23 protein-coding genes and 1 pseudogene are annotated in these 19941 nt (G+C 71.7%); 17 read left to right on the forward strand and 7 right to left on the reverse strand.

The annotated features are described in order from the left end of the window. Window positions 1-99 precede the first annotated feature (99 nt). The 3 genes from purS to purL are packed head-to-tail and all read left to right on the forward strand — an operon-like array spanning window position 100 to window position 3622. Window positions 100-357, forward strand: coding sequence for a phosphoribosylformylglycinamidine synthase subunit PurS (gene purS / locus ACSNN8_RS13115; protein ID WP_436649135.1), 258 nt, complete (start codon window positions 100-102; stop codon window positions 355-357). Continuing rightward, on the forward strand, window positions 354-1058 hold the full coding sequence (gene purQ / locus ACSNN8_RS13120) for a phosphoribosylformylglycinamidine synthase subunit PurQ (protein ID WP_436649564.1): 705 nt from the start codon (window positions 354-356) through the stop codon (window positions 1056-1058). The genes purS and purQ overlap by 4 nt, the downstream gene beginning before the upstream one ends. Further along, entirely contained in the window at window positions 1058-3622 is a 2565-nt protein-coding gene (purL, locus tag ACSNN8_RS13125; protein ID WP_436649137.1) for a phosphoribosylformylglycinamidine synthase subunit PurL, read from the forward strand. Before purQ ends, purL begins: the two co-directional genes overlap by 1 nt. A gap of 66 nt (window positions 3623-3688) precedes the next feature. Here the strand turns inward: purL and ACSNN8_RS13130 are convergent, their stop codons facing one another. After that, the gene (locus ACSNN8_RS13130; protein WP_436649138.1) at window positions 3689-5467 is read right to left on the reverse strand and encodes a carboxypeptidase regulatory-like domain-containing protein; all 1779 of its coding nucleotides are present in this window, start codon (window positions 5465-5467) and stop codon (window positions 3689-3691) included. A gap of 182 nt (window positions 5468-5649) precedes the next feature. Between ACSNN8_RS13130 and ACSNN8_RS13135 the strand changes: the two genes are divergently transcribed. The 5 genes from ACSNN8_RS13135 (at window position 5650) to amcA (ending at window position 10308) form a co-directional block, all read left to right on the forward strand. Then, the gene (locus ACSNN8_RS13135; RefSeq protein WP_436649140.1) at window positions 5650-6021 is read left to right on the forward strand and encodes a sterol carrier family protein; all 372 of its coding nucleotides are present in this window, start codon (window positions 5650-5652) and stop codon (window positions 6019-6021) included. 108 nt (window positions 6022-6129) lie between these two features. Next, window positions 6130-7686, forward strand: coding sequence for an amidophosphoribosyltransferase (gene purF / locus ACSNN8_RS13140; RefSeq protein ID WP_436649565.1), 1557 nt, complete (start codon window positions 6130-6132; stop codon window positions 7684-7686). Window positions 7687-7711: 25 nt separating this feature from the next. Continuing rightward, the gene (purM, locus tag ACSNN8_RS13145) at window positions 7712-8863 is read left to right on the forward strand and encodes a phosphoribosylformylglycinamidine cyclo-ligase (RefSeq protein WP_436649141.1); all 1152 of its coding nucleotides are present in this window, start codon (window positions 7712-7714) and stop codon (window positions 8861-8863) included. A gap of 148 nt (window positions 8864-9011) precedes the next feature. Then, window positions 9012-10118: a cyclophane-forming radical SAM peptide maturase AmcB gene (amcB, locus tag ACSNN8_RS13150; RefSeq protein ID WP_436649566.1), complete on the forward strand. Its 1107-nt coding sequence runs from the start codon at window positions 9012-9014 to the stop codon at window positions 10116-10118. Continuing rightward, on the forward strand, window positions 10084-10308 hold the full coding sequence (gene amcA / locus ACSNN8_RS13155) for a multiple cyclophane-containing RiPP AmcA (RefSeq protein ID WP_436649143.1): 225 nt from the start codon (window positions 10084-10086) through the stop codon (window positions 10306-10308). Before amcB ends, amcA begins: the two co-directional genes overlap by 35 nt. A 128-nt stretch (window positions 10309-10436) precedes the next feature. Here amcA and ACSNN8_RS13160 read toward each other — a convergent pair whose 3' ends face one another. Continuing rightward, entirely contained in the window at window positions 10437-10649 is a 213-nt protein-coding gene (locus ACSNN8_RS13160) for a DUF3073 domain-containing protein (protein ID WP_436649144.1), read from the reverse strand. Between the two features lie 227 nt (window positions 10650-10876). Continuing rightward, window positions 10877-11956, reverse strand: coding sequence for a Glu/Leu/Phe/Val family dehydrogenase (locus ACSNN8_RS13165; protein WP_436649145.1), 1080 nt, complete (start codon window positions 11954-11956; stop codon window positions 10877-10879). 151 nt (window positions 11957-12107) lie between these two features. Here ACSNN8_RS13165 and ACSNN8_RS13170 point away from each other — a divergent pair, with 151 nt between their 5' ends. Both ACSNN8_RS13170 and ACSNN8_RS13175 read left to right on the forward strand, forming a co-directional pair. Beyond that, entirely contained in the window at window positions 12108-12947 is an 840-nt protein-coding gene (locus ACSNN8_RS13170) for a hypothetical protein (protein WP_436649146.1), read from the forward strand. Between the two features lie 291 nt (window positions 12948-13238). Next, window positions 13239-13448, forward strand: coding sequence for a BldC family transcriptional regulator (locus ACSNN8_RS13175; protein ID WP_014687221.1), 210 nt, complete (start codon window positions 13239-13241; stop codon window positions 13446-13448). A gap of 84 nt (window positions 13449-13532) precedes the next feature. Here the strand turns inward: ACSNN8_RS13175 and ACSNN8_RS13180 are convergent, their stop codons facing one another. Beyond that, complete coding sequence (locus ACSNN8_RS13180; protein ID WP_436649148.1) at window positions 13533-13910, reverse strand: PPOX class F420-dependent oxidoreductase; 378 nt, start codon at window positions 13908-13910, stop codon at window positions 13533-13535. An 18-nt stretch (window positions 13911-13928) separates the two neighbouring features. Here ACSNN8_RS13180 and ACSNN8_RS13185 point away from each other — a divergent pair, with 18 nt between their 5' ends. From ACSNN8_RS13185 to ACSNN8_RS13200, 4 genes are read left to right on the forward strand one after another with little or no spacing between them, the layout of a single operon-like run. Further along, window positions 13929-14705, forward strand: a complete 777-nt coding sequence (locus tag ACSNN8_RS13185) for a class I SAM-dependent methyltransferase (RefSeq protein WP_436649149.1) — start codon at window positions 13929-13931, stop codon at window positions 14703-14705. Continuing rightward, window positions 14702-15274: an RNA 2'-phosphotransferase gene (locus ACSNN8_RS13190; RefSeq protein WP_436649151.1), complete on the forward strand. Its 573-nt coding sequence runs from the start codon at window positions 14702-14704 to the stop codon at window positions 15272-15274. The genes ACSNN8_RS13185 and ACSNN8_RS13190 overlap by 4 nt, the downstream gene beginning before the upstream one ends. A gap of 32 nt (window positions 15275-15306) precedes the next feature. Continuing rightward, window positions 15307-15873, forward strand: a complete 567-nt coding sequence (locus tag ACSNN8_RS13195) for a hypothetical protein (RefSeq protein ID WP_436649152.1) — start codon at window positions 15307-15309, stop codon at window positions 15871-15873. Then, a complete protein-coding gene (locus ACSNN8_RS13200; RefSeq protein ID WP_436649153.1) occupies window positions 15870-17114 on the forward strand; it encodes a PrsW family intramembrane metalloprotease in 1245 nt (414 codons plus the stop codon). Before ACSNN8_RS13195 ends, ACSNN8_RS13200 begins: the two co-directional genes overlap by 4 nt. A 1-nt stretch (window position 17115) precedes the next feature. Here ACSNN8_RS13200 and ACSNN8_RS13205 read toward each other — a convergent pair whose 3' ends face one another. Further along, window positions 17116-17364 carry a hypothetical protein gene (locus ACSNN8_RS13205; RefSeq protein ID WP_436649155.1) on the reverse strand — a complete coding sequence of 83 codons (249 nt, stop codon included), beginning with the start codon at window positions 17362-17364 and terminating at the stop codon, window positions 17116-17118. A gap of 95 nt (window positions 17365-17459) precedes the next feature. Here ACSNN8_RS13205 and ACSNN8_RS13210 point away from each other — a divergent pair, with 95 nt between their 5' ends. Both ACSNN8_RS13210 and ACSNN8_RS13215 read left to right on the forward strand, forming a co-directional pair. After that, a complete protein-coding gene (locus ACSNN8_RS13210; protein ID WP_436649157.1) occupies window positions 17460-17879 on the forward strand; it encodes a PaaI family thioesterase in 420 nt (139 codons plus the stop codon). 50 nt (window positions 17880-17929) lie between these two features. Beyond that, on the forward strand, window positions 17930-18319 hold the full coding sequence (locus tag ACSNN8_RS13215) for a hypothetical protein (protein ID WP_436649159.1): 390 nt from the start codon (window positions 17930-17932) through the stop codon (window positions 18317-18319). Here ACSNN8_RS13215 and ACSNN8_RS13220 read toward each other — a convergent pair. Next, window positions 18316-18624 (reverse strand): hypothetical protein, encoded by a 309-nt coding sequence (locus ACSNN8_RS13220; protein WP_436649161.1) that lies wholly within the window; start codon window positions 18622-18624, stop codon window positions 18316-18318. The two genes, ACSNN8_RS13215 and ACSNN8_RS13220, sit on opposite strands and share 4 nt — an antisense overlap. A gap of 41 nt (window positions 18625-18665) precedes the next feature. On the opposite strand from ACSNN8_RS13220, the gene ACSNN8_RS13225 reads away from it, so the two are divergent. Further along, a complete protein-coding gene (locus tag ACSNN8_RS13225) occupies window positions 18666-19316 on the forward strand; it encodes an HAD family hydrolase (RefSeq protein ID WP_436649163.1) in 651 nt (216 codons plus the stop codon). Between the two features lie 48 nt (window positions 19317-19364). Here the strand turns inward: ACSNN8_RS13225 and ACSNN8_RS13230 are convergent. Further along, a pseudogene (locus tag ACSNN8_RS13230) lies at window positions 19365-19700 on the reverse strand (transposase); the annotation flags it as partial. Window positions 19701-19941: the final 241 nt, after the last annotated feature.

Raw genomic sequence — 19941 nt, forward strand, 5'->3', positions numbered from 1 at the left:
AGCGCGCTCCACGTCGCGTGCGCGACACCGGCCGGGAAACGGATTGCGGAGTTCACAAGGTAGGCTCCACGTGCTTACACCTATCAGTCAGGAGTGCCCGTGGCTCGCGTCGTGGTCGACGTCATGCTGAAGCCGGAGATCCTCGACCCGCAGGGCCAGGCGGTGGCGAACGCGCTGCCCAGGCTCGGCGTCACCGATGTCTCCTCCGTCCGCATCGGCCGGCGGATCGAGATCGACTTCGCCGGGGAGCCCGATCTCGACCGGGCTCGTGAGATCGCCGACAAGCTGCTCGCCAACCCGGTGATCGAGGACTTCACCATCCACGTCCACGAGGACGCTACGGCGGAGGTCGCCTGAACATGCGCATCGGTGTGGTCACCTTCCCGGGATCGCTGGACGACGGGGACGCGGCCCGCGCCGCGCGCATCGCCGGCGCCGACGTCGTCCGTCTCTGGCACGGCGATCCCGACCTGCACAACGTCGACGCCGTGGTGCTGCCCGGCGGGTTCTCGTACGGCGACTACCTGCGCTGCGGCGCGATCGCCCGGTTCGCCCCGGCCATGGAGTCGATCGTCGACGCGGCCCGCGGCGGCCTGCCCGTGCTGGGCATCTGCAACGGCTTCCAGATCCTCTGCGAGGCGCACCTGCTGCCCGGCGCGCTCACCCGCAACCAGCACCTGCACTTCCGCAACCGCGACCAGTGGCTGCGCGTCGAGTCGACGGACACCGCCTGGTCCAACGGCTACACCGCGGGCCAGGAACTGCTGATCCCGGTCAAGAACGGCGAGGGCTGCTTCGTCGCCGACGAGCGCACGCTCGACCAGCTCGAGGCCGAGGGTCGCGTGGTCGCGCGCTACATCCGCGGAAACCCGAACGGTTCGCAGCGCGACATCGCCGCGATCACCAACGAGGCCGGCAACGTCGTCGGCATCATGCCGCATCCGGAACACGCGGTGGAGGCGCTGACCGGCCCGTCGATGGACGGCCTCGGCTTCTTCACCTCCGTCCTGCGGGCCCTGGCCGGCACCGCGGGGGCAAGCGCAGGGGGACACCAGTAATGACGACGCAGCCGGACACGTCCGCCCCGCCGAAGCAGACGGGCTTCGCGGCGACCGACGTGCTGGTCAACGAGTTCGACGGTGGGCCCGACACCGTGCAGCGCGCGGACAGCACCCCCGACGAGCTGCAGCCGCACACCGAACTCGGTCTCAAGGACGACGAGTACGACCGGATCCGGCAGATCCTGGGCCGGCGCCCCACGGCGTCCGAGCTCGCGATGTACTCGATCATGTGGAGCGAGCACTGCTCCTACAAGTCGAGCAAGGTGCACCTGCGCCAGTTCGGTGACAAGGCCCCGCGCGGCACCCGGATGCTGGCCGGCATCGGCGAGAACGCCGGCGTCGTGCAGATCTCCGACGAGCTCGCGGTCACCTTCAAGGTCGAGTCGCACAACCACCCCAGCTTCGTCGAGCCCTACCAGGGCGCGGCCACCGGCGTCGGCGGCATCGTGCGCGACATCCTCGCGATGGGCGCCCGCCCGATCGCGGTGATGGACCCGCTGCGCTTCGGTGCGGCCGACCACCCCGACACCGCCCGCGTGCTGCCCGGCGTGGTCGCGGGCATCGGCGGCTACGGCAACTGCCTGGGCCTGCCCAACATCGGCGGCGAGATCGTCTTCGACCCCACCTACCAGGGCAACCCGCTGGTCAACGCGCTGAGCATCGGCGTGCTGCCGGTCGAGCGGCTGCAGCACAAGGAGGCGGCCGGCGTCGGCAACATCGTCGTGCTGCTCGGCGCGCGCACCGGGCGTGACGGCATCGGCGGCGTCTCCGTGCTGGCGTCGGCCACCTTCGACGAGGAGGCCGAGCAGCGCCGCCCGTCGGTGCAGGTCGGCGACCCGTTCATGGAGAAGCTGCTGATCGAGAGCTGCCTCGAGCTCTACGACGCCGGCCTCGTCGCGGGCATCCAGGACCTTGGCGGCGCGGGCCTGACCTGCGCGCTGACCGAGACCGCGGCCGCGGCCGGCACCGGCATGCGGGTGTGGCTCGAGCGGGTGCCGCTGCGCGAGGCGTCGATGTCGCCGACCGAGATCCTGGCCAGCGAGTCGCAGGAGCGCATGCTGCTGATCGTCACGCCGGAAAACCTCGAGCGCGTGCTGACCGTCGCCGAGAAGTGGGGCGTGTGGGCCACCGCGATCGGCGAGGTCACGCCCGCCGGCGAGGACGGCTCCCCGGGCCGCCTGGTGATCAGCTGGAACGACCATGTCGTGGTCGACGTGCCGCCGGGCTCGCTCGCCGACGACGGCCCGGTCTACGCCCGCCCGATCCGCGAGCCCGCCGACCTCATACTGCTGCAGGCCGACAAGGCCGAGACGCTGCCCCGCCCGTCCACCGGCGACGAGCTGCGCGAGACGGTGCTGCGCATGATCGCCTCGCCGAACCTGTGCGACAAGACGTGGGTCACCGAGCAGTACGACCGCTACGTGCTCGGCAACACCGTGCTGGCCCAGCCGGAGGACTCGGGCGTCCTGCGCATCGACGAGCGCACCGGCCTCGGCGTCGCGCTGTCGGTCGACGGGAACGGCCGCTACGCCCGCCTCGACCCGTACGAGGGTGCGCGGCTCGCGCTCGCCGAGGCGTACCGCAACGTCGGCGTGACCGGTGCCGAGCCGGTGGCCGTCACCGACTGCCTCAACTTCGGCTCGCCCGAGGACCCGGCCGTCATGTGGCAGTTCGCCGAGGCCGTCCGCGGCCTGGCCGACGGCTGCCAGCAGCTGGGCACCCCGGTGACCGGCGGCAACGTCAGCTTCTACAACCAGACCGGCGCCGCCGCGATCCACCCCACTCCGGTGGTCGGCGTGCTGGGCGTCTTCGACGACGTCGCCCGGCGCATCCCGATGGGCTTCCCGCAGCCCAGCGGCGACGGCGACCTGATCTTCCTGCTCGGCGACACCTCCTGCGAGCTGTCCGGCTCGGAGTGGGCCTGGGTCACCCACGGCCACCTCGGCGGACGCCCGCCCAAGGTCGACCTCGAGCACGAGCGCCGGCTGGCCCAGCTGATGGCCCGCGCGTCGCAGGCCGGTCATGTCGTCGCGGCGCACGACCTCTCCGACGGCGGCCTGTCGCAGGCGCTCGTGGAGAGCTGCCTGCGGCGCAACGTGGGCGCCCGCATCGCGCTGGCCGACGACGGCAACTCCGCCTTCGTCCAGCTGTTCAGCGAGTCCGCCGGCCGCGCGCTGGTCGCGGTGCCGCGCGGCCACGAGAAGGCGTTCGCCGCGCTGGCGCAGGAGCACGGCATCTCGTGCACGGCGCTCGGCATCACCTCGGCCGAGCCGGTGCTCGAGGTGCGCGACCAGTTCACGCTGCCGCTCGACGAGGCCCGTACGGCCTACGAGGGCACGCTGCCCGCGCTGTTCGGCGGCGCGGCCGAGCTGGCCAACCGGCACGGCGACCCGGAGCACGCGGCCGACCCGACCGCGCCGCAGAGCCCCGACCGCGGCAACGAGATGCTGGTCGCGGCGGCGTCCGGCGCGGCGATGGAGTCGGCGGCCCCGATCGAGGCCGACGGCATCCCGGCCGCGTCGGCGGCGGAGGTCAAGCAGCCCTCGCCCGACGAGGACTGACCGCCACAGCACGCAGCGAAAGGGCCCCGCGATTGCGGGGCCCTTTTCGTTCGGTCGTGCGGGAACTCAGTAGTCGTGACCGCCGCGCCGCGGGCCGGGCGTGCCCTGCCGAGGCTGCCCGCCCTGGTCGTAACCGCGCTGGTCGTAGCCGCCCTGACCGCCGTACGGCTCGTCGTAGCCGTCCTGGTCGTAGCCGCGGCCCTGGCCCTGGCCCTGGGCCTGGGCCTGGTGGGCGTCGTAGCCGCCGCGCTGGTCGGCATAGCCGTCGTCGTAGCCGCCGTACTGCTGAGCGCCGTACTGGCCGCCGTCGGGCCGGCCGTAGCCGTCGTTGCCCAGGCCGCCGCCCGGCGCGTCCCACGAACCGTAGCCGGCCTGGCCGCCCTGCTCCTGGCCGTAGCCGCCGGACTGGTAGCCGCCCTGGTCGTAGCCGCCGTAGCCCTGGTCGTCCTCGGGCCGGTACATGCCGGTGGGCTCGCTGTAGGCCGCGTAGCCGCCGGGCTGCTGACCGCCGGCCGGGGGCGGTCCGCCGTACTGGGTGGGCTCGCCGTACTGGCCGGTCGCGCCGTACTGCTGCGTGCCGCCGTACTGCTGGGTGCCGCCGCCGTACTGTTGCGTGCCCCCACCCTGCGGGCCGGCCTGGTCCCAGCCGCCGGCCTGCGCCCCGGCGAACCCGCCCGACGGCGGCATCGGCGCGCCGTAGGGGTCGGGGAACTCGTCGTCGACGATCGGGCGCTGCAGCACGGTCGGAGCGTCCGCCATGGACGGACCGCCGGGCAGCGGAGCGATCATCGTCTGGTCCGTGGCACGCCCGCCGCCCACCGGCGCGGCGACGCGGGTCGCGTCGTTGAACCGGCCCTGGCTCGGCGGCACCACGCCACCCGGGCCCGCCAGGCCGGTCGGGTCGTCGTCGTCACCGTCGTCGCTGTTGCGGCGGCGCAGCACCACGAGCACGATCGCGCCGATGCCGGCGGCGACGAGCAGGATGCCGATGACGATGTAGAGCATCGAGCCGCCGTCGTCCTGGGTCGCGGCGGCCTCGTCGGTGGCCGGCTGGCTGGCCGTCGTCTCCTCGGGCGCGGCCTCGGTGGTCACCGCGCTGGTCGGGCTGGCGCTCGCCGTCGCGCTCGGCTTGGCCGTGGCGGACGGGGACGCGGGAGCCTCCGACTTGAGCGTCAGCGTGACGTTGAGCTCCTCGTCGGCCTGCGCCTGACGCTGGATGGTGGCCGACTGGAAGCCGTCCTTGCCGGCGCCGATCGAGATGGTGCCGGGCGCGATCGGGTTGCTCTCGGAGGAGCGGAACGAGTACGACCCGTCGCGGTCCGACGTCGCGCTGAAGGTCCGCTCGGTGCTGTCCTGCATGCCGACCGTGGCGCCCGAGACCGGCTTGCCGTCCTGGTCCTTGATCTTGCCGGAGACCCGCCGGACGGACTGCGGCTTGTCCGGACCCTGGATGGTGATGCTCTGGCTGGCGCGGCCCTGCTCGCCGTTGATCGAGGCGACGATCTCGACCGTCACCTGCCGGGTCTCGCCGGCGTTGACCGTCGGCGCGGTGAGCTTGACGTTGAACTCCTCGCCGTCGGCGTCGACGCGTGCGAGACGGCCGCAGTCGGCGCCGTCACAGTCCATGCCGCCGCCGTTGACGTTGATGTTCGCGGGGGCGCCGCGGCCGTTGCCGTTGCCGTTGTTGGTGTCGGCGACCTCGAAGCTCATGTCGAGCCGGCCGCCCGAGAGCACCTGGGTCTGCAGTTCGGTGATCTGCACGTTCGGCGGGCTGGCGAATGCCACCGCGGGCGCGGCGAGCACTCCGCCGACGACCACCGCCAGTAACGCACCGGCCTGGGCCACCCGGGCTCGTAGGTGCGTTGTCACCATCCACCGCCTTCCGGTCGCACGGTCTCCCGGCGATTCAGGGTGCCGGTTACATCCCGCGACTAAAAACACCGTCGGCCACTATGCCTTGTCATACGTCCATCGCGCGACCCAGGGCCGCGTACCAATCTCGTCGAAGCGAGTCGTATCGTCCCGACGTGTCCCCTGCGCACAATAAATCCGAGTCCGTGAAGCAAGCGTTGGACGCGCTGGACCGTGGCGTCGAACCCGAGAGAACAGTGCTGCGTGACGCCGTGCGAGCACTCCTGACGGAGTTGTCCCGCAAGGCGCCTGGCCGTTCGGTGGAGGTCCGGATTCCGCCGTTCGGCGCGATTCAGTGTGTTCCCGGTCCCAGGCACACCCGCGGCACACCGCCCAATGTGGTCGAGGCGGACCCGATGACCTGGCTGCTGGTCGCCACGCAGCGTATGACCTGGGCAGATGCGGTGCGTGACGGACGGCTGCGGGCGAGCGGCATCCGTACCGACCTGACCGAATACCTCCCGCTGACCGGCGCCGGGGCGGACTGAACCGGCGCCGGCCCGGCGTCGAGCCCGGGCCTCAGCCCGTCGGCTCGCGTACACTGGGCGGTCGGACGGTCCAGCAAGTTCGAGCAGATCAGCATGAGGGAGCGACAGGTGCCCCGAGGCGACGGCCGGTTGACCGACGATCTCGACCCCCAGGAGCGCGGCCCCCAGGATGCCTGCGGCGTCTTCGGCGTCTGGGCCCCCGAGGAAGAGGTCGCCAAACTCACCTACTTCGGGCTCTTCGCTCTGCAGCACCGCGGCCAGGAGGCCGCGGGCATCGCTGTGAGTGACGGCTCCGGCGTGGTGGTCTACAAGGACCTCGGGCTCGTCTCCCAGGTCTTCGACGAGCCCACGCTGGCCAGCCTGCGCGGCCACCTCGCGATCGGGCACGCGCGTTACTCCACGACCGGCGGCTCGAACTGGGAGAACGCCCAGCCGACGATCCGGGCCACCACGGCCGGCACGACGATCGCGCTGGCGCACAACGGCAACCTCGTCAACACCGCCGAGCTGGCCCGCGAGGTCGCCGAGCGCGGCCTCGAGGCGGACAGTGCCACGTCCGACACCGCGCTGGTCACCCAGCTGCTGGCCAGCCGTCCCGACCTCTCGGTCGAGGCCGCCGCGCTCGAGGTGCTGCCCACGCTGCGGGGCGCGTTCAGCTTCGTCTTCATGGACGAGACCACCCTCTACGCCGCGCGCGACCCCCAGGGCGTACGTCCCCTGGTCCTCGGCCGCATGGAGCGCGGCTGGGTGATCGCCAGCGAGACCGCCGCGCTCGACATCGTCGGCGCCAGCTTCGTCCGCGAGGTCGAGCCGGGCGAGATGCTCGCGGTCGACGAGCACGGGCTGCGCTCCACCCGGTTCGCCGCGCCCGAGCCCAAGGGCTGCCTGTTCGAGTACGTGTACCTGGCCCGCCCCGACACGACGATCGCCGGCCGCAACATGTACTCGGCGCGCGTCGAGATCGGCCGCCGGCTCGCCAAGGAGCACCCGGTCGAGGCCGACCTGGTCATCCCGGTGCCCGAGTCCGGCACCCCGGCCGCGATCGGCTACGCCGAGGCCTCCGGCATCCCCTACAGCGCCGGCCTGACCAAGAACGCGTACGTCGGCCGCACCTTCATCCAGCCGTCGCAGACCATCCGTCAGCTCGGCATCCGCCTCAAGCTCAACCCGCTGCGCGAGGTCGTGCGCGGCAAGCGCCTGGTCGTGGTCGACGACTCGATCGTCCGCGGCAACACCCAGCGCGCGCTGGTGCGCATGCTGCGCGAGGCCGGGGCGCTCGAGGTGCACGTGCGGATCTCGTCACCGCCGGTGAAGTGGCCGTGTTTCTACGGCATCGACTTCGCCACCCGCGCCGAGCTGATCGCCAACGGGCTCGACAACGAGGGCATCCGCCGCTCGGTCGGCGCCGACTCCCTGGGTTATGTTTCCCTGGAAGAGCTGGTGCAGGCGACCGAGCAGCCGAAGTCCCGCCTGTGCATGGCATGCTTCGACGGCCAGTATCCGATCGAGCTGCCGGCCGGCAACCTGATCGGCAAGCACCTGCTCGAGGGCGTCGGCAAGCGCGCATCGATGCCGGCGGCGAGCGACGAGGCAGCGACGGCGGCCGTGGCCGAACTCGAGACGGAGTACGACCTCCACGAGTACGCCGGCCACAACCAGTCGTGACCTCGCAGACCACAAGGGGAGAAGAGTGACGCACGTGTCCGAGCGCAACAGTGCCGGATCCAACGGCGCTGAGGGCGGCGACCGCCGGCCGTGGACGGCCGGCGGCGGCCGCGGCGTGCGCAAGCGCACGGCCACGTACGCCGACGCGGGCGTCTCGATCGAGGCCGGTGACCGGGCGGTCGAGCTGCTGAAGTCGAAGGTGCGCAAGACGTCGCGCCCCGAGGTGATCGGCGACCTGGGCGGCTTCTCCGGCCTGTTCCGGCTCGACACCGCGAAATACAAGAGCCCGATCCTGGCCTCGTCGACCGACGGTGTCGGCACCAAGCTGGTGATCGCCCAGCAGCTCGACATCCACGACACGATCGGCATCGACCTGGTCGCCATGGTCGTCGACGACCTGGTGGCGTGCGGCGCCGAGCCGCTGTTCCTGCTCGACTACATCGCCTGCGGCGAGGTCGTGCCCGACAAGGTGGCCGAGATCGGCGCCGGCATCGCGGACGGCTGCCGCTACGCGGGCTGCGCGCTGCTGGGCGGCGAGACCGCCGAGCACCCCGGTGTGCTGCGCCCCGACGAGTACGACGTGTCCGCCACCGGCGTCGGCGTGGTGGAGGAGAGCGAGATCCTCGGCCGCGAGCGGGTCGAGGTGGGCGACGCGGTGATCGCGATGCGGTCCTCGGGTCTGCACTCCAACGGCTACTCGCTGGTGCGCCACGTGCTGCTCGGCGCGGGCCGCATGCGTCTCGACTCGGTGGTCGACGACTTCGGCACCCAGCGCACGCTCGGCGAGGAGCTGCTCACCCCCACCAAGATCTACGCCAAGGACTGCCTGGGGCTGATCGAGGAGACCGACGTCCGCGCGTTCTCGCACGTGACCGGCGGCGGCATCCCGGGCAACCTGGTGCGCATCCTGCCCGAGACCGTCGACGCGGTGGTCGACCGCTCCACCTGGCGCCCGCAGCCCATCTTCGACCTCATCCAGGCCAAGGGCCGCATCGAGGACAACGAGATGGAGGCCACGTTCAACATGGGCGTCGGCATGTTCGCGATCGTCTCGGCCGATGACGCCGACCGCGCGATGGCCTACCTGACCGGCCGTGGCGTCGAGGCGTGGCAGGTCGGCGAGGTCATCGAGGGCACCGGTGAGGTGCAGATGATGGGCCAGTACACCCGGGGCTGAGCCGCCGGACGCAGATCCGCGTGTGTCGATATCCGGCACATGCGGATCTTTTTCATTTACTCCGCTGGACCGCGGGGCCTAGCCTCTGACGTGAGTTCTTCACGCTTTCGGCGGACGGGGGTACAGCATGGCGCAGGCCTGGAGCGGCATGCGCGGCATCGCACCCGTCCCGACCTACGTCGTCATGCAGCCCACGACGCTCTGCAACCTCGACTGCGCCTACTGCTATCTGCCGTTCCGCGCCGCCGACAAGCGGATGCCGGTCGCGGTGGCGCGGGCGGTCGCCGCCTCGGTCGACCGCTGGGCGGCCGGCGGCCGGTTCTCGGTGGTGTGGCACGGCGGGGAGCCGCTGGCGGCAGGGCGCGAGCATCTGGCCGCCCTGATCGAGCCGTTCGGCCCGGGCGTCGAGCACCACGTGCAGACCAACGCCACGCTGATCGACGACGCGTGGTGCGACTTCTTCCGGACCCATGACGTACGCGTCAGCGTGAGCATCGACGGCCCCGAGGCGCGCAACGGTGAGCGGGTCACCCGCGGCGGCCGGCCGGCGTACGACCGGATCGTGCGCGGGATCGAGACGCTGCGCCGGCACGGCCTGCCGTTCTCCGCGCTCTGCGTGGTGGGCGATCCGCGTCCCGGCGCCGCCACGGAGCTGTACGAGTACTTCCTCGAGCTCGGCTGCGACGTGCTGGGCATCAACGTCGAGGAGCAGGAGGGCGTGAACACCCGCGCCAACGGACGCGCCGCCGCCGACGTCACCGCGTTCTGGGCCGAGCTGGTCACCGCCTGGCGCGCGGACCCCCGCATCCACCTGCGGGAGGTCGAGTGGTCGTTGCGGTACGTCTCGGCGGTGCTCGACGGAACGGCGGACGACCTGCTGCCGCGTCGGCTCGACCCGATCCCGACCGTCGCGCACGACGGCTCGGTGGTACTGCTCTCGCCCGAGCTGGCCGGCTTCACCGATCCCCGCTACGGCGACTTCACCAGCGGTAACGTGCTCAACACGCCGCTGGCCGACATCCTCGCCGGCGCGGCGGCCACGCCCTGGATCGGCGAGTTCCTGCGCGGCGTGGAGTCGTGCCGCGCGACCTGTCCGTACTTCGGCTTCTGCGGTGGGGCCCACGCGGCCAACCGCTACTTCGAGCAGGGCCGGTTCGACACCACCGAGACCGACCACTGCCGCAACAGCAAGATTCGCCTACTGGAGGGAGTGCTGGACCATGCCCGAGACCACGAGTCCCCGGCCGTCGTCTGACGCAGGGATCGACCCGGTGACGGCAAGGGTGCGTGACACCCGGGCAGGACTGGCAGCGCTCCTGGAGGAGGCGGAGAAGGCCAGGCGGGACCGCGCCGAGAGCACGGCGGAGGAAGGCTCGGCGGTCTGCGCCTGGAACCACTTCGAGAACATCCCGACGTTCTACAACTGGAACAACCGGCCCCGATGAGGCGGCACGGCGGGTTCGAAGCCCACGCGAGCATCAGCCCGCGTGGGCTTCACTGTTGTTGACCGTCGGATGGTGACCACGACACACACGAAGCACGCGGGTGTGCCGCGTGCTCTGTGCGATACGGGTCAGCGCCTTGTCGGCGACCAGGTGTCCTGATCGTCGTCAGCATCATCCTCGTCATCGTCGACGAACTCATCGTTGTCGTCGTCGAAGTGACGGTCGGACTTACCGGCACCCGCCAGTTCGCGCTGCAAGGCGGTGAGGTCGGTGTTCGGGGAGTGGTACTTCAACTCCCGGGCCACCTTCGTCTGCTTGGCCTTAGCACGGCCGCGCCCCATGGCTCGACCCCCTCGCACAGAATTCGGGGCAGCCCGAAGGCGGGCCCCGATGACGTCAGGCATCTCTCGTGGGTCTTACGGTACATGGGCGATGCCGCCTTCGGCACCTCGGGTTGCGTGTGACACTGCCGCGCGTCGCGGTTTTCCGTCCCGGAACGCGCAGCAGGCACTCAACCGCTCTCTTTTGCAGCCGGGGGCCCACCTTTTGGTGGCCGAAACTTGGACGTTCAGCCGAGATGGATGGAGCGGAGGCGGCCGACCTGGGCCATGCGCTCCTCGGCGAGCCGGTCGGCCGCGACGGCCGGCGCGACGCCCTCGGTGTCGGCCAGCCGCAGGATCCGGCGGGTCGTCTCGAAGATGCCGGTGGCGCGCAGCTTGGCGCGCTCGAAGTTGAAGCCCTCGATCTCGTCGGCGACCTGGATGACGCCGCCCGCGTTCACCAGGTAGTCGGGCGTGTAGAGGATGCCCCGCTCGGCCAGCGTCTTCTCGATGCCGGGGTGCGCGAGCTGGTTGTTGGCCCCGCCGGTGACCACCTTGGCGCGCAGCACGGGCACGGTGTCGTCGTCGAGCGCGCCGCCGAGCGCGCAGGGGGCGTACACGTCGAGGTCCGAGGTGATCAGCGCGTGGGTGTCGGAGACGAGCTCGATCTGGGGGTAGGTCGTCCGGGCCCAGGCCAGCGCGGCCTCGTTCACGTCGGTCGCGATCACCGAGGCGCCGTCCTCGATCAGGTGACCGGCCAGGTACTTGCCGACCTTGCCCAGCCCGGCGATGCCGACCGTGCGCCCGGCCAGCGTGGGGCTGCCCCACGTGTGCTCGGCCGCGGCGCGCATGCCCTGGAAGACACCCCACGCGGTGAGGATCGAGGAGTCGCCGGCGCCACCGTGCTCGAGGCTGCGGCCGGTGACGTAGCGGGTCTCGCGGGCGATGAGGTCCATGTCCGGCACGTACGTGCCGACGTCGCAGGCGGTGTAGTAGCGGCCGTGCAGCGACTCGACGAACCGGCCGTACGCCCGCAGCAGCGCCTCGGACTTGATCCGGGCCGGGTCGCCCCAGATCACCGCCTTGCCGCCGCCCAGGTCGAGGCCGGCGAGCGCGTTCTTGTAGGCCATGCCGCGGGAGAGCTTCAACACGTCGGCGAGGGCGGCCTCCTCGCTCTCGTACGGATAGAAACGCGTGCCGCCGAGCGCCGGCCCGAGGGCCGTGGAGTAGATCCCGATGATCGCCTTGAGGCCGCTCTGCCTGTCCTGGCAGAAGACGACCTGTTCGTGACCGCTGGCGTCGGTGCCGTCGGTGTCGAACACGCCCATGGCTGTTCTCCTGATCTTTTGCGGGCCCTCGTGGGGCGGAACGTGCCGGCGGGGGTGTGCCGGACATTTGCGAGCCTAGTCGGGTGTCCCGCGCCGGGATTACGTCCGCGCGGGAAGTTCCACCCGGCCGAATTCGTGAAAGGATCGCGCCGTGCCGTCACTGTTCGCGTCGTACCTGAGGGTTTACGAACCGCTGACCGCCTTCGACCGCGACCGCCAGGTTTTCTGGCGCAAGTACGCCCGCGAGGGCCGCGCCCTGGGCCCGGTCGAGGGTCCGGTCCGCCAGCGGTCGGCCGTGCTGGAGGCGCTCGGCGCGGGCTGGACGAGGCTGCCCGACCTGCCCGACGAGGCGTACGTGTTGCAGTGGGGCGAGCACCTGCTGGTGTGCCCGTGGAACCTGCGCCTGCGGGTTGCCGAGGCGGCCCTCAACGCGCGCGACGGCGTGCCCAGCGTGCTCGCCGACGCGTTCGTGCCGCCGGTGCTCGCCGGGCAGGCCAAGGCCGTGGTGGAGGACTGGCGCAGCGGTGCCAAGGTGCTCGAGCACGGCGTGCCGCGGGTGCACGAGCAGATCGCCACCTGGGGTGTGCCGCTGCGCTGGTTCGTCTTCGTCGACCTGGAGGAGCGCGAGATCGACCTCTCCCCGGGCCGGCGCACGCTGCGCTACCGCACCGAGATCTCCAAGGCCCGGCGGCGCGCGCACCGGGGCGTCGCGGTGCTGCGCAAGTCGCTGGGCGACGCCCCGATCACCGAGGCGGTCGAGGAGGGCACGCGGTGGCTCGAGGAGTTCCACCCGCGCTCGATCGTCGAGCTCGACTACGGCGGCCTCGTCAACCTTCTTCCGGATGACGTGCTGACCGGTGACGATTCACCCGGAGTGGTGGCTGCCGGACTTTCGGCACTGTCCCGCGGGGACGCCGACGACGCCTCCTCGGCGTACGAGAAGCTGGTCGACCGCTGGCGCGCGGTGCAGCTTCTCGAGCGGTGCAACTAGCCCGATTGACCTGCCAAAAGCCGGACAAAGAGGCATGATTTTCCGCGATTGGGAGCGCTCCCGAGGTGAGCACTCTTCGTGATCATCTTCTGCCGAAGCGTGATAATCGCACTAAACGGGACACTATCTGGCGTAGAAAACGCGCAAAAATCGGGCATGCTTCATCCGTCTATCTGAGGACGTTAGTCCGTTCGGCCCATGTCGGACATCGGGGACTAGCCGGACCATGAGAGACGCACCGGCCGGCGGGACCCCGGCCGATGTTTTTAGGTACCTGTGGAGGAGTGACCGATGGCATCGCGTACGCACGATCCTGAGCCGCTACTAACACCGGCCGAGGTGGCGTCGATGTTCCGTGTCGACCCGAAGACCGTCACCCGGTGGGCGAAGGCCGGCAAGCTGAGTGCGATCCGCACTCTGGGCGGCCACCGTCGTTACCGGGAGTCGGAGGTTCGCGCCCTGCTGCAGGGGCAGATCCCCACGCAGCGTCAGGGCGACTGACCTCGACCTCAGTCGAGACGACGAAACGTTGCAGGGGGCGAACGCTGGGGAAGGCGATCGCCCCTTCTTCGTATCCGCCCGCCTTCAGACGGGGTCGACGACGATGACGGTGATGCGCTCGCGCTGCCCCGGCAGCCGGTAACGCAGCATCCCGGCCAGGCCCGCCACGCGGTACTTGCGGCCGAGCACCCCGGCGAAGCGGTCGCGCTCGGCGTCGCCGACGATCCGTGCCGTGCCCTCGACTGTCTCGCCGCGCACGTTGCCGCGGAAGTCGCAGGCTGCCACGGTGACGCGCGGGTTGTTGCGCACGCGCTTGACCTTTCCGGACCCGCTCTCGGTCCAGATCGCCACGCCGGCGCCTGCGGGCAGCACCCACACGGGTGTCGGGACCGCGCGGCCGTCCCTGCGGAATGTCGTCAGCAGGACGTACTTCTCGGAACCGAGTTGCTCCAGCGCGGCCATGCGCCAAGGGTAGTGACCATGGAGCAGCCACCGATAGGCGACGTGTTCGGCGAGATGATCCGGGACGCGTACGCCGTCCGCACCGGCGTGGGCCCGCGCCCGCTGGCCGGTGGGCGGGTGCCGCGTCCGGTGATCGAGATCATCGAGCGGGACGACGGGCTGGTCAACGGCGCGCCGGCCGACCACTACCTCGACGAGCCCGGCGAGTGGCAGCCGCACGACCACCGGGCGCTGCGCCTCTGCCGCGGGCACGTGCTCGACATCGGGGTGGGAGCCGGGCGTACGGCCGTCGAGCTGCAGCGCCGTGGCATGGCGGTCACCGGGCTGGACACCTCACCCGGGGCCATCGAGGTCGCCCGCAAGCGCGGGCTGCGCGACACCGTGCTCAACACCGTCGACGCGTACGCCTCGGCCGACGCCCGCTACGACACGTTCCTGCTGCTGGGCAACAACCTCGGCCTGCTCGAGAACGCCCAGCGGGCGCCGGTGCTGCTGGCCGCGCTCGCCCGGCTCGCCAACCCGGGCGCCCGCATCATCGCGCAGGGCACCGACCCGTACGGCACCACCGACCCGGTGCACGTCGACTACCACCGGCGCAACCGCGAGCGCGGCCGGTTCGGCGGCCAGCTGCGGCTGCGGCTGCGCTACCGGCGGCTCGCCACCGAGTGGTTCGACTATCTGAACTGCTCGGCGGCCGAACTGGAGTCGCTGCTCGAGGGCACCCGCTGGCGGCTGGCCTCGGTCGACGACCAGGACCGTCCCTACTACCTCGCGGTCATGGAGCTGACGCCGTGACCGGGCTGAGCCGCGACCAGGTGCGCACCAGCCGGCGCATCTCGATGGTGCTGCGGCACCGGCCCGAGTCGGCCGGGCTCACCCTCGACGCGTACGGCTGGGTGCCGGTCGCCGACCTGCTCGCCGCGCTGAGGATCACCCGCGCCGAGCTCGACCTCGTCGTCGAGCACAACGACAAGGCGCGCTTCGCGGTCGAGCGGCGCGCGGACGGCACCGATTGGATCCGCGCCAGCCAGGGGCACTCCCGCCGGGTCGACGTCGACCTCGGACTGCCGCCCGCCGACCCGCCGGAGGTGCTGTTCCACGGCACGCCCCGGAGCAACCTCGAGCCGATCCTGCGCGAGGGGCTGCGGCCGCGCAGCCGGCACCACGTGCACCTCTCGCCCGACGTGGCGACCGCGCTGGTCGTCGGCCGTCGCCGCGCGGCCGACGTGGTCGTGCTGCGGGTGGCCGCCGGCGAGATGGCGGGGCACGGTCACGTGTTCCACCGCAGCGCCAACGGGGTCTGGCTGACCTCCGCGGTGCCGCCGGAGTACCTCTCGCGCGAACTCCACAGTGGCTCAAGGTAACGACGTGCCGGACTCGCCGTTAGCGTTGAGGCATGGCGAGGATCACCCGGCGTCAGCTGACGAACCTCCTCGGCGCGCTCGGTGTCGTCGCCACGCTCGGCGGGCTGGGCTACGGGCTGCCGGCGATCGACCGGTCGCTGCCGTCCGGGCGCGCGGTGCGCACCGACGAGCCGTACCTGATCGGCGCGGGGGTCACCGTCGTACCGCCGCCCGGCGCTGTTCTGGACGTGACCGGCACCCGGCCCGGCGAGACCGAAGGCACCGTGCTGTTCCGGCTCGGGGCGGTGCGCTACGCCATCGCCGTACGCCCCTTCGACGGCGACCTCGAGGCGGCCGCCGCCCGGCTGCGTAAGCGGATCGTGGACGCCACCGGATACCAGGTCACCGGCGCCCAGCTCGCCGTGAGCACGGCGGGCGGGCTCGCCGGGTTGCAGGGCGGCTACACGGCGCCGGGGCGCGGCGGGCGGTACGCGGTGTTCGTCGCCGACGGGCTCACCATCGAGGTGACGGTCAGCGGCGACGACCTCGACCTCGGTCGTACGTTGCCCGCCATCGAGGCCGGCACCCGCACGCTGCGGCGCGACGGCGCACCCCGATGACAGAACCGGTCGTCCGGCCCGCCCGCGGTCCGCTGTCCACGTCGGCCCGCGTCCCGGCGTTCTGGGTGGTGCTCGCCCTGCTGATCGCCGGCGGCGTGCGCATGGCCGGGACGACCGGGCGGTTCTTCACGACGTACCCCCGGGCCACCGCGCTCGCGGTCGCGCTGTTCGCCCTGCTCGCGGTGCCGTTCTGGCTGATCGTCCGGGAGCTCGACTTTCACGAGCGCGAGCCCGCCGAGCTGCTCGTGCTCGCCTTCGCGTGGGGCGCGCTGGTGGCGACCGCGGTCTCGATCCCGGGCGGGATGGCGCTGGAGAACTTGATGGCGAAGCTCGGCTCGCCGCACCTGGCGGCGGACTGGGGCGCCGCGATCGCGGGTCCGACCGTGGAGGAGATCGCCAAGACGCTGGGCGTGGTGGCGATCGTGCTGGTCGCCCGCTCGCAGGTCAACAGCGTGCTCGACGGGGTCGTCTACGGCGCGATGGTGGGCCTCGGGTTCCAGATCGCCGAGGACGTCGTCTACGCCGTCGGGGCGGTCGCGCTCGCCGGGCAGGGCGACCAGGTACAGCCGGTGATCGCCACGTTCCTGCTGCGCGGCTTCCTCGCCGGCGTCTGGAGCCACACGCTCTTCGGCGCGCTGGCCGGCGCGGGCATCGGCCACCTGGTGGTGGGCCGCTCGCACCGCGTCGCCGTCGCGGTCACGGCCGTGCTGGGCGCGTGGGGCGCGCACGTGCTGTGGAACTCGCCGTTGATGATCGACGGCCTGGGCAACGGCGCGGTGGCCCTGCTCGGCGTGCTGCTGCTCAAGGGGCTGCCGCCGCTGGTGCTGATCCTGTTGCTGGTGCGGCACGTGCACGACCGGGAGGCGGACTACTACGCCGAGCAGCTCGCGGCGCTGGGCGATCCCGAGCTGATCACGCCGGCCGAGCTGCGGGCGCTGGGATCCGGGTCGCGGCGGGCGTCGGCGCGCCGGCTCGCGGGGGCCCGGGCGGGGCGCGGAGGGCGTACGGCCGTACGGCGTCTGCAGCGTGCCCAGGCACGGCTGGCGGTCGAGCTCAGCCGGGCCGCGCCGCTCACGGCGGCTGCCGACGTGCGCGCGCAGCGGGCCGTGCTGCGGCGGCTCGGTCATCCCGAGGCGGCCGCGGGCCCGGTGTCGTGGCGGCACACGGCCTCGGCGATCGCCACGACGGTGGTGGCGATCGCCGTCCTCTGGGTCGCGCTGAGCGCGCTGGGCGGCGCCTGACTCAGACGGCCGGGGGCAGCCCTCCGTCGCCGTCGACGATCTGGTCCGGGTTTCCGTCCTGATCGAGGTCGACCATCGTGATGTCGACCTTGCCGTCGCCGTCGGTGTCGAACTGGAAGACGTCGGGCTTGCCGTCGCCGTCGGTGTCGGTCACCCACACGTCGGGGCGTCCGTCGCCGTTGGCGTCCTGCGCGATGAGGTCGACGCGGTCGTCGCCGCGCGTCTCGACGGTCTCCTGCGGCTCGGTCATGCGGGCCTCCCATAGGGGTGGGAACACGGTCGCAGGGAAGAGTAGGGCCCATTTCACAGGACCGCGAGCCGGGCCTCGCCGGTAACGTTCATCGAATGGACATAGCGGCCGACAGCGTTCAAGACCTGTTCACCACCGGTGGCGGCGGGTCGCTCGGCGAGCGGATGGGCATCCAGCTCACCGAGGCCTCCGCCGAGCGGGTCGTGGGCACCATGCCGGTCGAGGGCAACACCCAGCCGTACGGGCTGCTGCACGGCGGCGCGTCGTGCGTGCTGGCCGAGACGCTGGGCTCGGTGGGTGCGGTGATGCACGGCCAGAGCGTCGACCGGCCGTTCGCGGTGGGCGTCGACATCAACGCCACCCATCACAAGTCGGCCCGTTCCGGGGTCGTGACCGGCGTTGCCACACCGGTGCACCGCGGCCGCACGATGGCGACGTACGAAATCGTCATCACCGACGACAGCGGCGAGCGCGTGTGCACCGCACGGATTACTTGTTTGCTGCGGGGGGCTTGATTTCCCCGCCCGGCGGGCGAACCTTGACCCGTCCACGTACCTTCTTTCTCGTGACCGAGGTACCACAGCACGCTATCGACGACGCGACACTCGTGCTCGAGAGTGCGCTGAGCGGCGACAGTGACGCGGTGGTCGGCACGTTCGACTCCGTGGTCGACCGGTCCGGCATCGTCGGGGCCTACGACGTCGCCTGGTGCCTCGCCGCCACGATGGTCGGCCAGGTGCCCTCGGGCGGCGCGTGGACGCTCGACTTCCCCGGCATCGACGACGCTCGCTACGACAAGCGCTGGGTGGCCCGTTTCGTCAGCGCGTACGTGAACGGCGACATCCCCACCGGCGAGGCCCTGTTCGGCGCCGCGATCGCCGACGGGCAGCTGCCCGACTGCCTGCTGGCCCTGGCCGGCTCGACGGTCGCGACGCTGCGCCACCGCGCGGCCTAACGCCCCTTGAGATAGAGCGCCTTGGCGTACTGCGCGGCGGCCGCCTCGTTGTACATCGACGCCAGCGACATGTAGAACTCGTGGTCGGCCAGCGCCGACTGGGCCTGCGCGGTGCTTTTCCAGCGGATCGCCGCGTCCACCTCGGAGAGCCCGCGGGCCTTGAACTGCCGGCGCATCGCCATCCGCCCGGCCCGGAACGCCTCCTGCGCCTCCTCGGCGCTCTTCATCGCCGCGAAGGCCTTCTCGCTCAACGCCTCCGCCATGGTCCAGGCCGCCTGCTCCGCCGCGTTCGTGAATGTCAGCACGCCGTCCTCCTCGCCCCGCCCGCCCTTGACAAGATCGATACATGTTGCTGCTTCTCGACCTGGACAACACTCTTATCGACCGCACAGCGGCCTTCAAGGCCTGGGCCGCGGCGCGCTTCGGCGAGTCCGAGGTCGCGTGGCTGACCGAGGAGGATCGCGACGGCTACCGGCCGCGCGAGGAGCTCGCCGCGCTGATCGCCGACCGCTACCGCCTCGACGCGGGCGACGTGCTGGTCGAGCTGCGCGCCGGCATGGTCGAGCACCTCGAGCCCGACCCCCGCGTCGCGGACGCGCTGACCGCGCTCGCGGGCGCCGGCTACGTCCCGGTGGTGGTGACCAACGGCCTCGTCGCCCAGCAGGAGGCCAAGCTGCGCCGCACGGGTCTGGACCGGCTGGTGGCCGGCTGGACCGTCTCGGAGGCCGCCGGCGTCCGCAAGCCGGACCGTCGCATCTTCGAGCTGGCCGCCGCGTCGGTCGGCCACCCGCTCACCGACGGCGGCTGGATGGTCGGCGACCACCCGGAGTTCGACATAGCCGGCGGCGCCGCGGCCGGCTTGCGGACGGGCTGGGTCTCCGCCGGCCGCTCCTGGCCGGCACACCTCAACCGCCCCACCTTGTCCGCGCCCGACTGCGCCACCCTCCTGCGGCAGTTGCCACCCCCGGAAGGTCGCTGTAGTGCCCTTCCGCGTTGACACGGCGTTGCCGCTCGAGACCTGAAAAGAACTCCGGCGCCACGAACGATCCAGGCTCTTGCGGTGGGCGTCCTGGTCGCTCTTGCTCGGGATGCACGCGCGGATGCCGCGGGTGCGCAGGTGAGCACGGTTGGCCTTGGATGTGTACGCCTTGTCGGCCAGCACAATGTCCGGCCGGCCGCCGCCGGCTCGGGCGACACGCACCCTCGCGAGGACGGGGATGAACTGCGGGCTGTCCCCACGCTGTCCGGCGGTCACCACCACCGCCATCACCTTGCGGCCCTGTTCACAGGCCAGATGAGTCTTGGCGGTCCACCCCGCCTCGCGACCGGCCGAGGGCGTGATCGGCAGGCTCTTTTGCACGCCACCGGGCGGCTCCTTCTGCCCCTTGCTCCGACTCAACCGAGCCCTGCACCGCCGCCATCACCCGCGCCTTTCGTGCACCTTCGATCGGTGAACTCGCGGCTCACGACGGGAACGAGCCCCAATCAACTCAGGCCGGGCGGCGGCGCAGGCCCGCTCGGCTCGTGACGACCCGGTAGCCGTCCTCGAACTCGAGGAGAGCGCTGTTGCGGCTGCCGCGGATCAGCACCCGGCACGGGCGGCCGGCGCGGTCGACGCCGTC

It is taken from the genome of Actinoplanes sp. URMC 104, from assembly GCF_051386375.1.
GTDB lineage: Bacteria > Actinomycetota > Actinomycetes > Mycobacteriales > Micromonosporaceae > Actinoplanes.

What these genes read in the sequence shown, in the direction of transcription:
- purL (WP_436649137.1), top strand. Translation starts at nt 1,058, where the DNA reads ATGACGACGCAGCCGGACACGTCCGCCCCGCCGAAGCAGACGGGCTTC.
- amcB (WP_436649566.1), top strand. Translation starts at nt 9,012, where the DNA reads ATGCGCGGCATCGCACCCGTCCCGACCTACGTCGTCATGCAGCCCACG.
- amcA (WP_436649143.1), top strand. Translation starts at nt 10,084, where the DNA reads ATGCCCGAGACCACGAGTCCCCGGCCGTCGTCTGACGCAGGGATCGAC.
- ACSNN8_RS13160 (WP_436649144.1), bottom strand. Translation starts at nt 10,649, where the DNA reads ATGGGGCGCGGCCGTGCTAAGGCCAAGCAGACGAAGGTGGCCCGGGAG.
- ACSNN8_RS13165 (WP_436649145.1), bottom strand. Translation starts at nt 11,956, where the DNA reads ATGGGCGTGTTCGACACCGACGGCACCGACGCCAGCGGTCACGAACAG.
- ACSNN8_RS13175 (WP_014687221.1), top strand. Translation starts at nt 13,239, where the DNA reads ATGGCATCGCGTACGCACGATCCTGAGCCGCTACTAACACCGGCCGAG.
- ACSNN8_RS13180 (WP_436649148.1), bottom strand. Translation starts at nt 13,910, where the DNA reads ATGGCCGCGCTGGAGCAACTCGGTTCCGAGAAGTACGTCCTGCTGACG.
- ACSNN8_RS13185 (WP_436649149.1), top strand. Translation starts at nt 13,929, where the DNA reads ATGGAGCAGCCACCGATAGGCGACGTGTTCGGCGAGATGATCCGGGAC.
- ACSNN8_RS13195 (WP_436649152.1), top strand. Translation starts at nt 15,307, where the DNA reads ATGGCGAGGATCACCCGGCGTCAGCTGACGAACCTCCTCGGCGCGCTC.
- ACSNN8_RS13200 (WP_436649153.1), top strand. Translation starts at nt 15,870, where the DNA reads ATGACAGAACCGGTCGTCCGGCCCGCCCGCGGTCCGCTGTCCACGTCG.
- ACSNN8_RS13205 (WP_436649155.1), bottom strand. Translation starts at nt 17,364, where the DNA reads ATGACCGAGCCGCAGGAGACCGTCGAGACGCGCGGCGACGACCGCGTC.
- ACSNN8_RS13210 (WP_436649157.1), top strand. Translation starts at nt 17,460, where the DNA reads ATGGACATAGCGGCCGACAGCGTTCAAGACCTGTTCACCACCGGTGGC.
- ACSNN8_RS13225 (WP_436649163.1), top strand. Translation starts at nt 18,666, where the DNA reads ATGTTGCTGCTTCTCGACCTGGACAACACTCTTATCGACCGCACAGCG.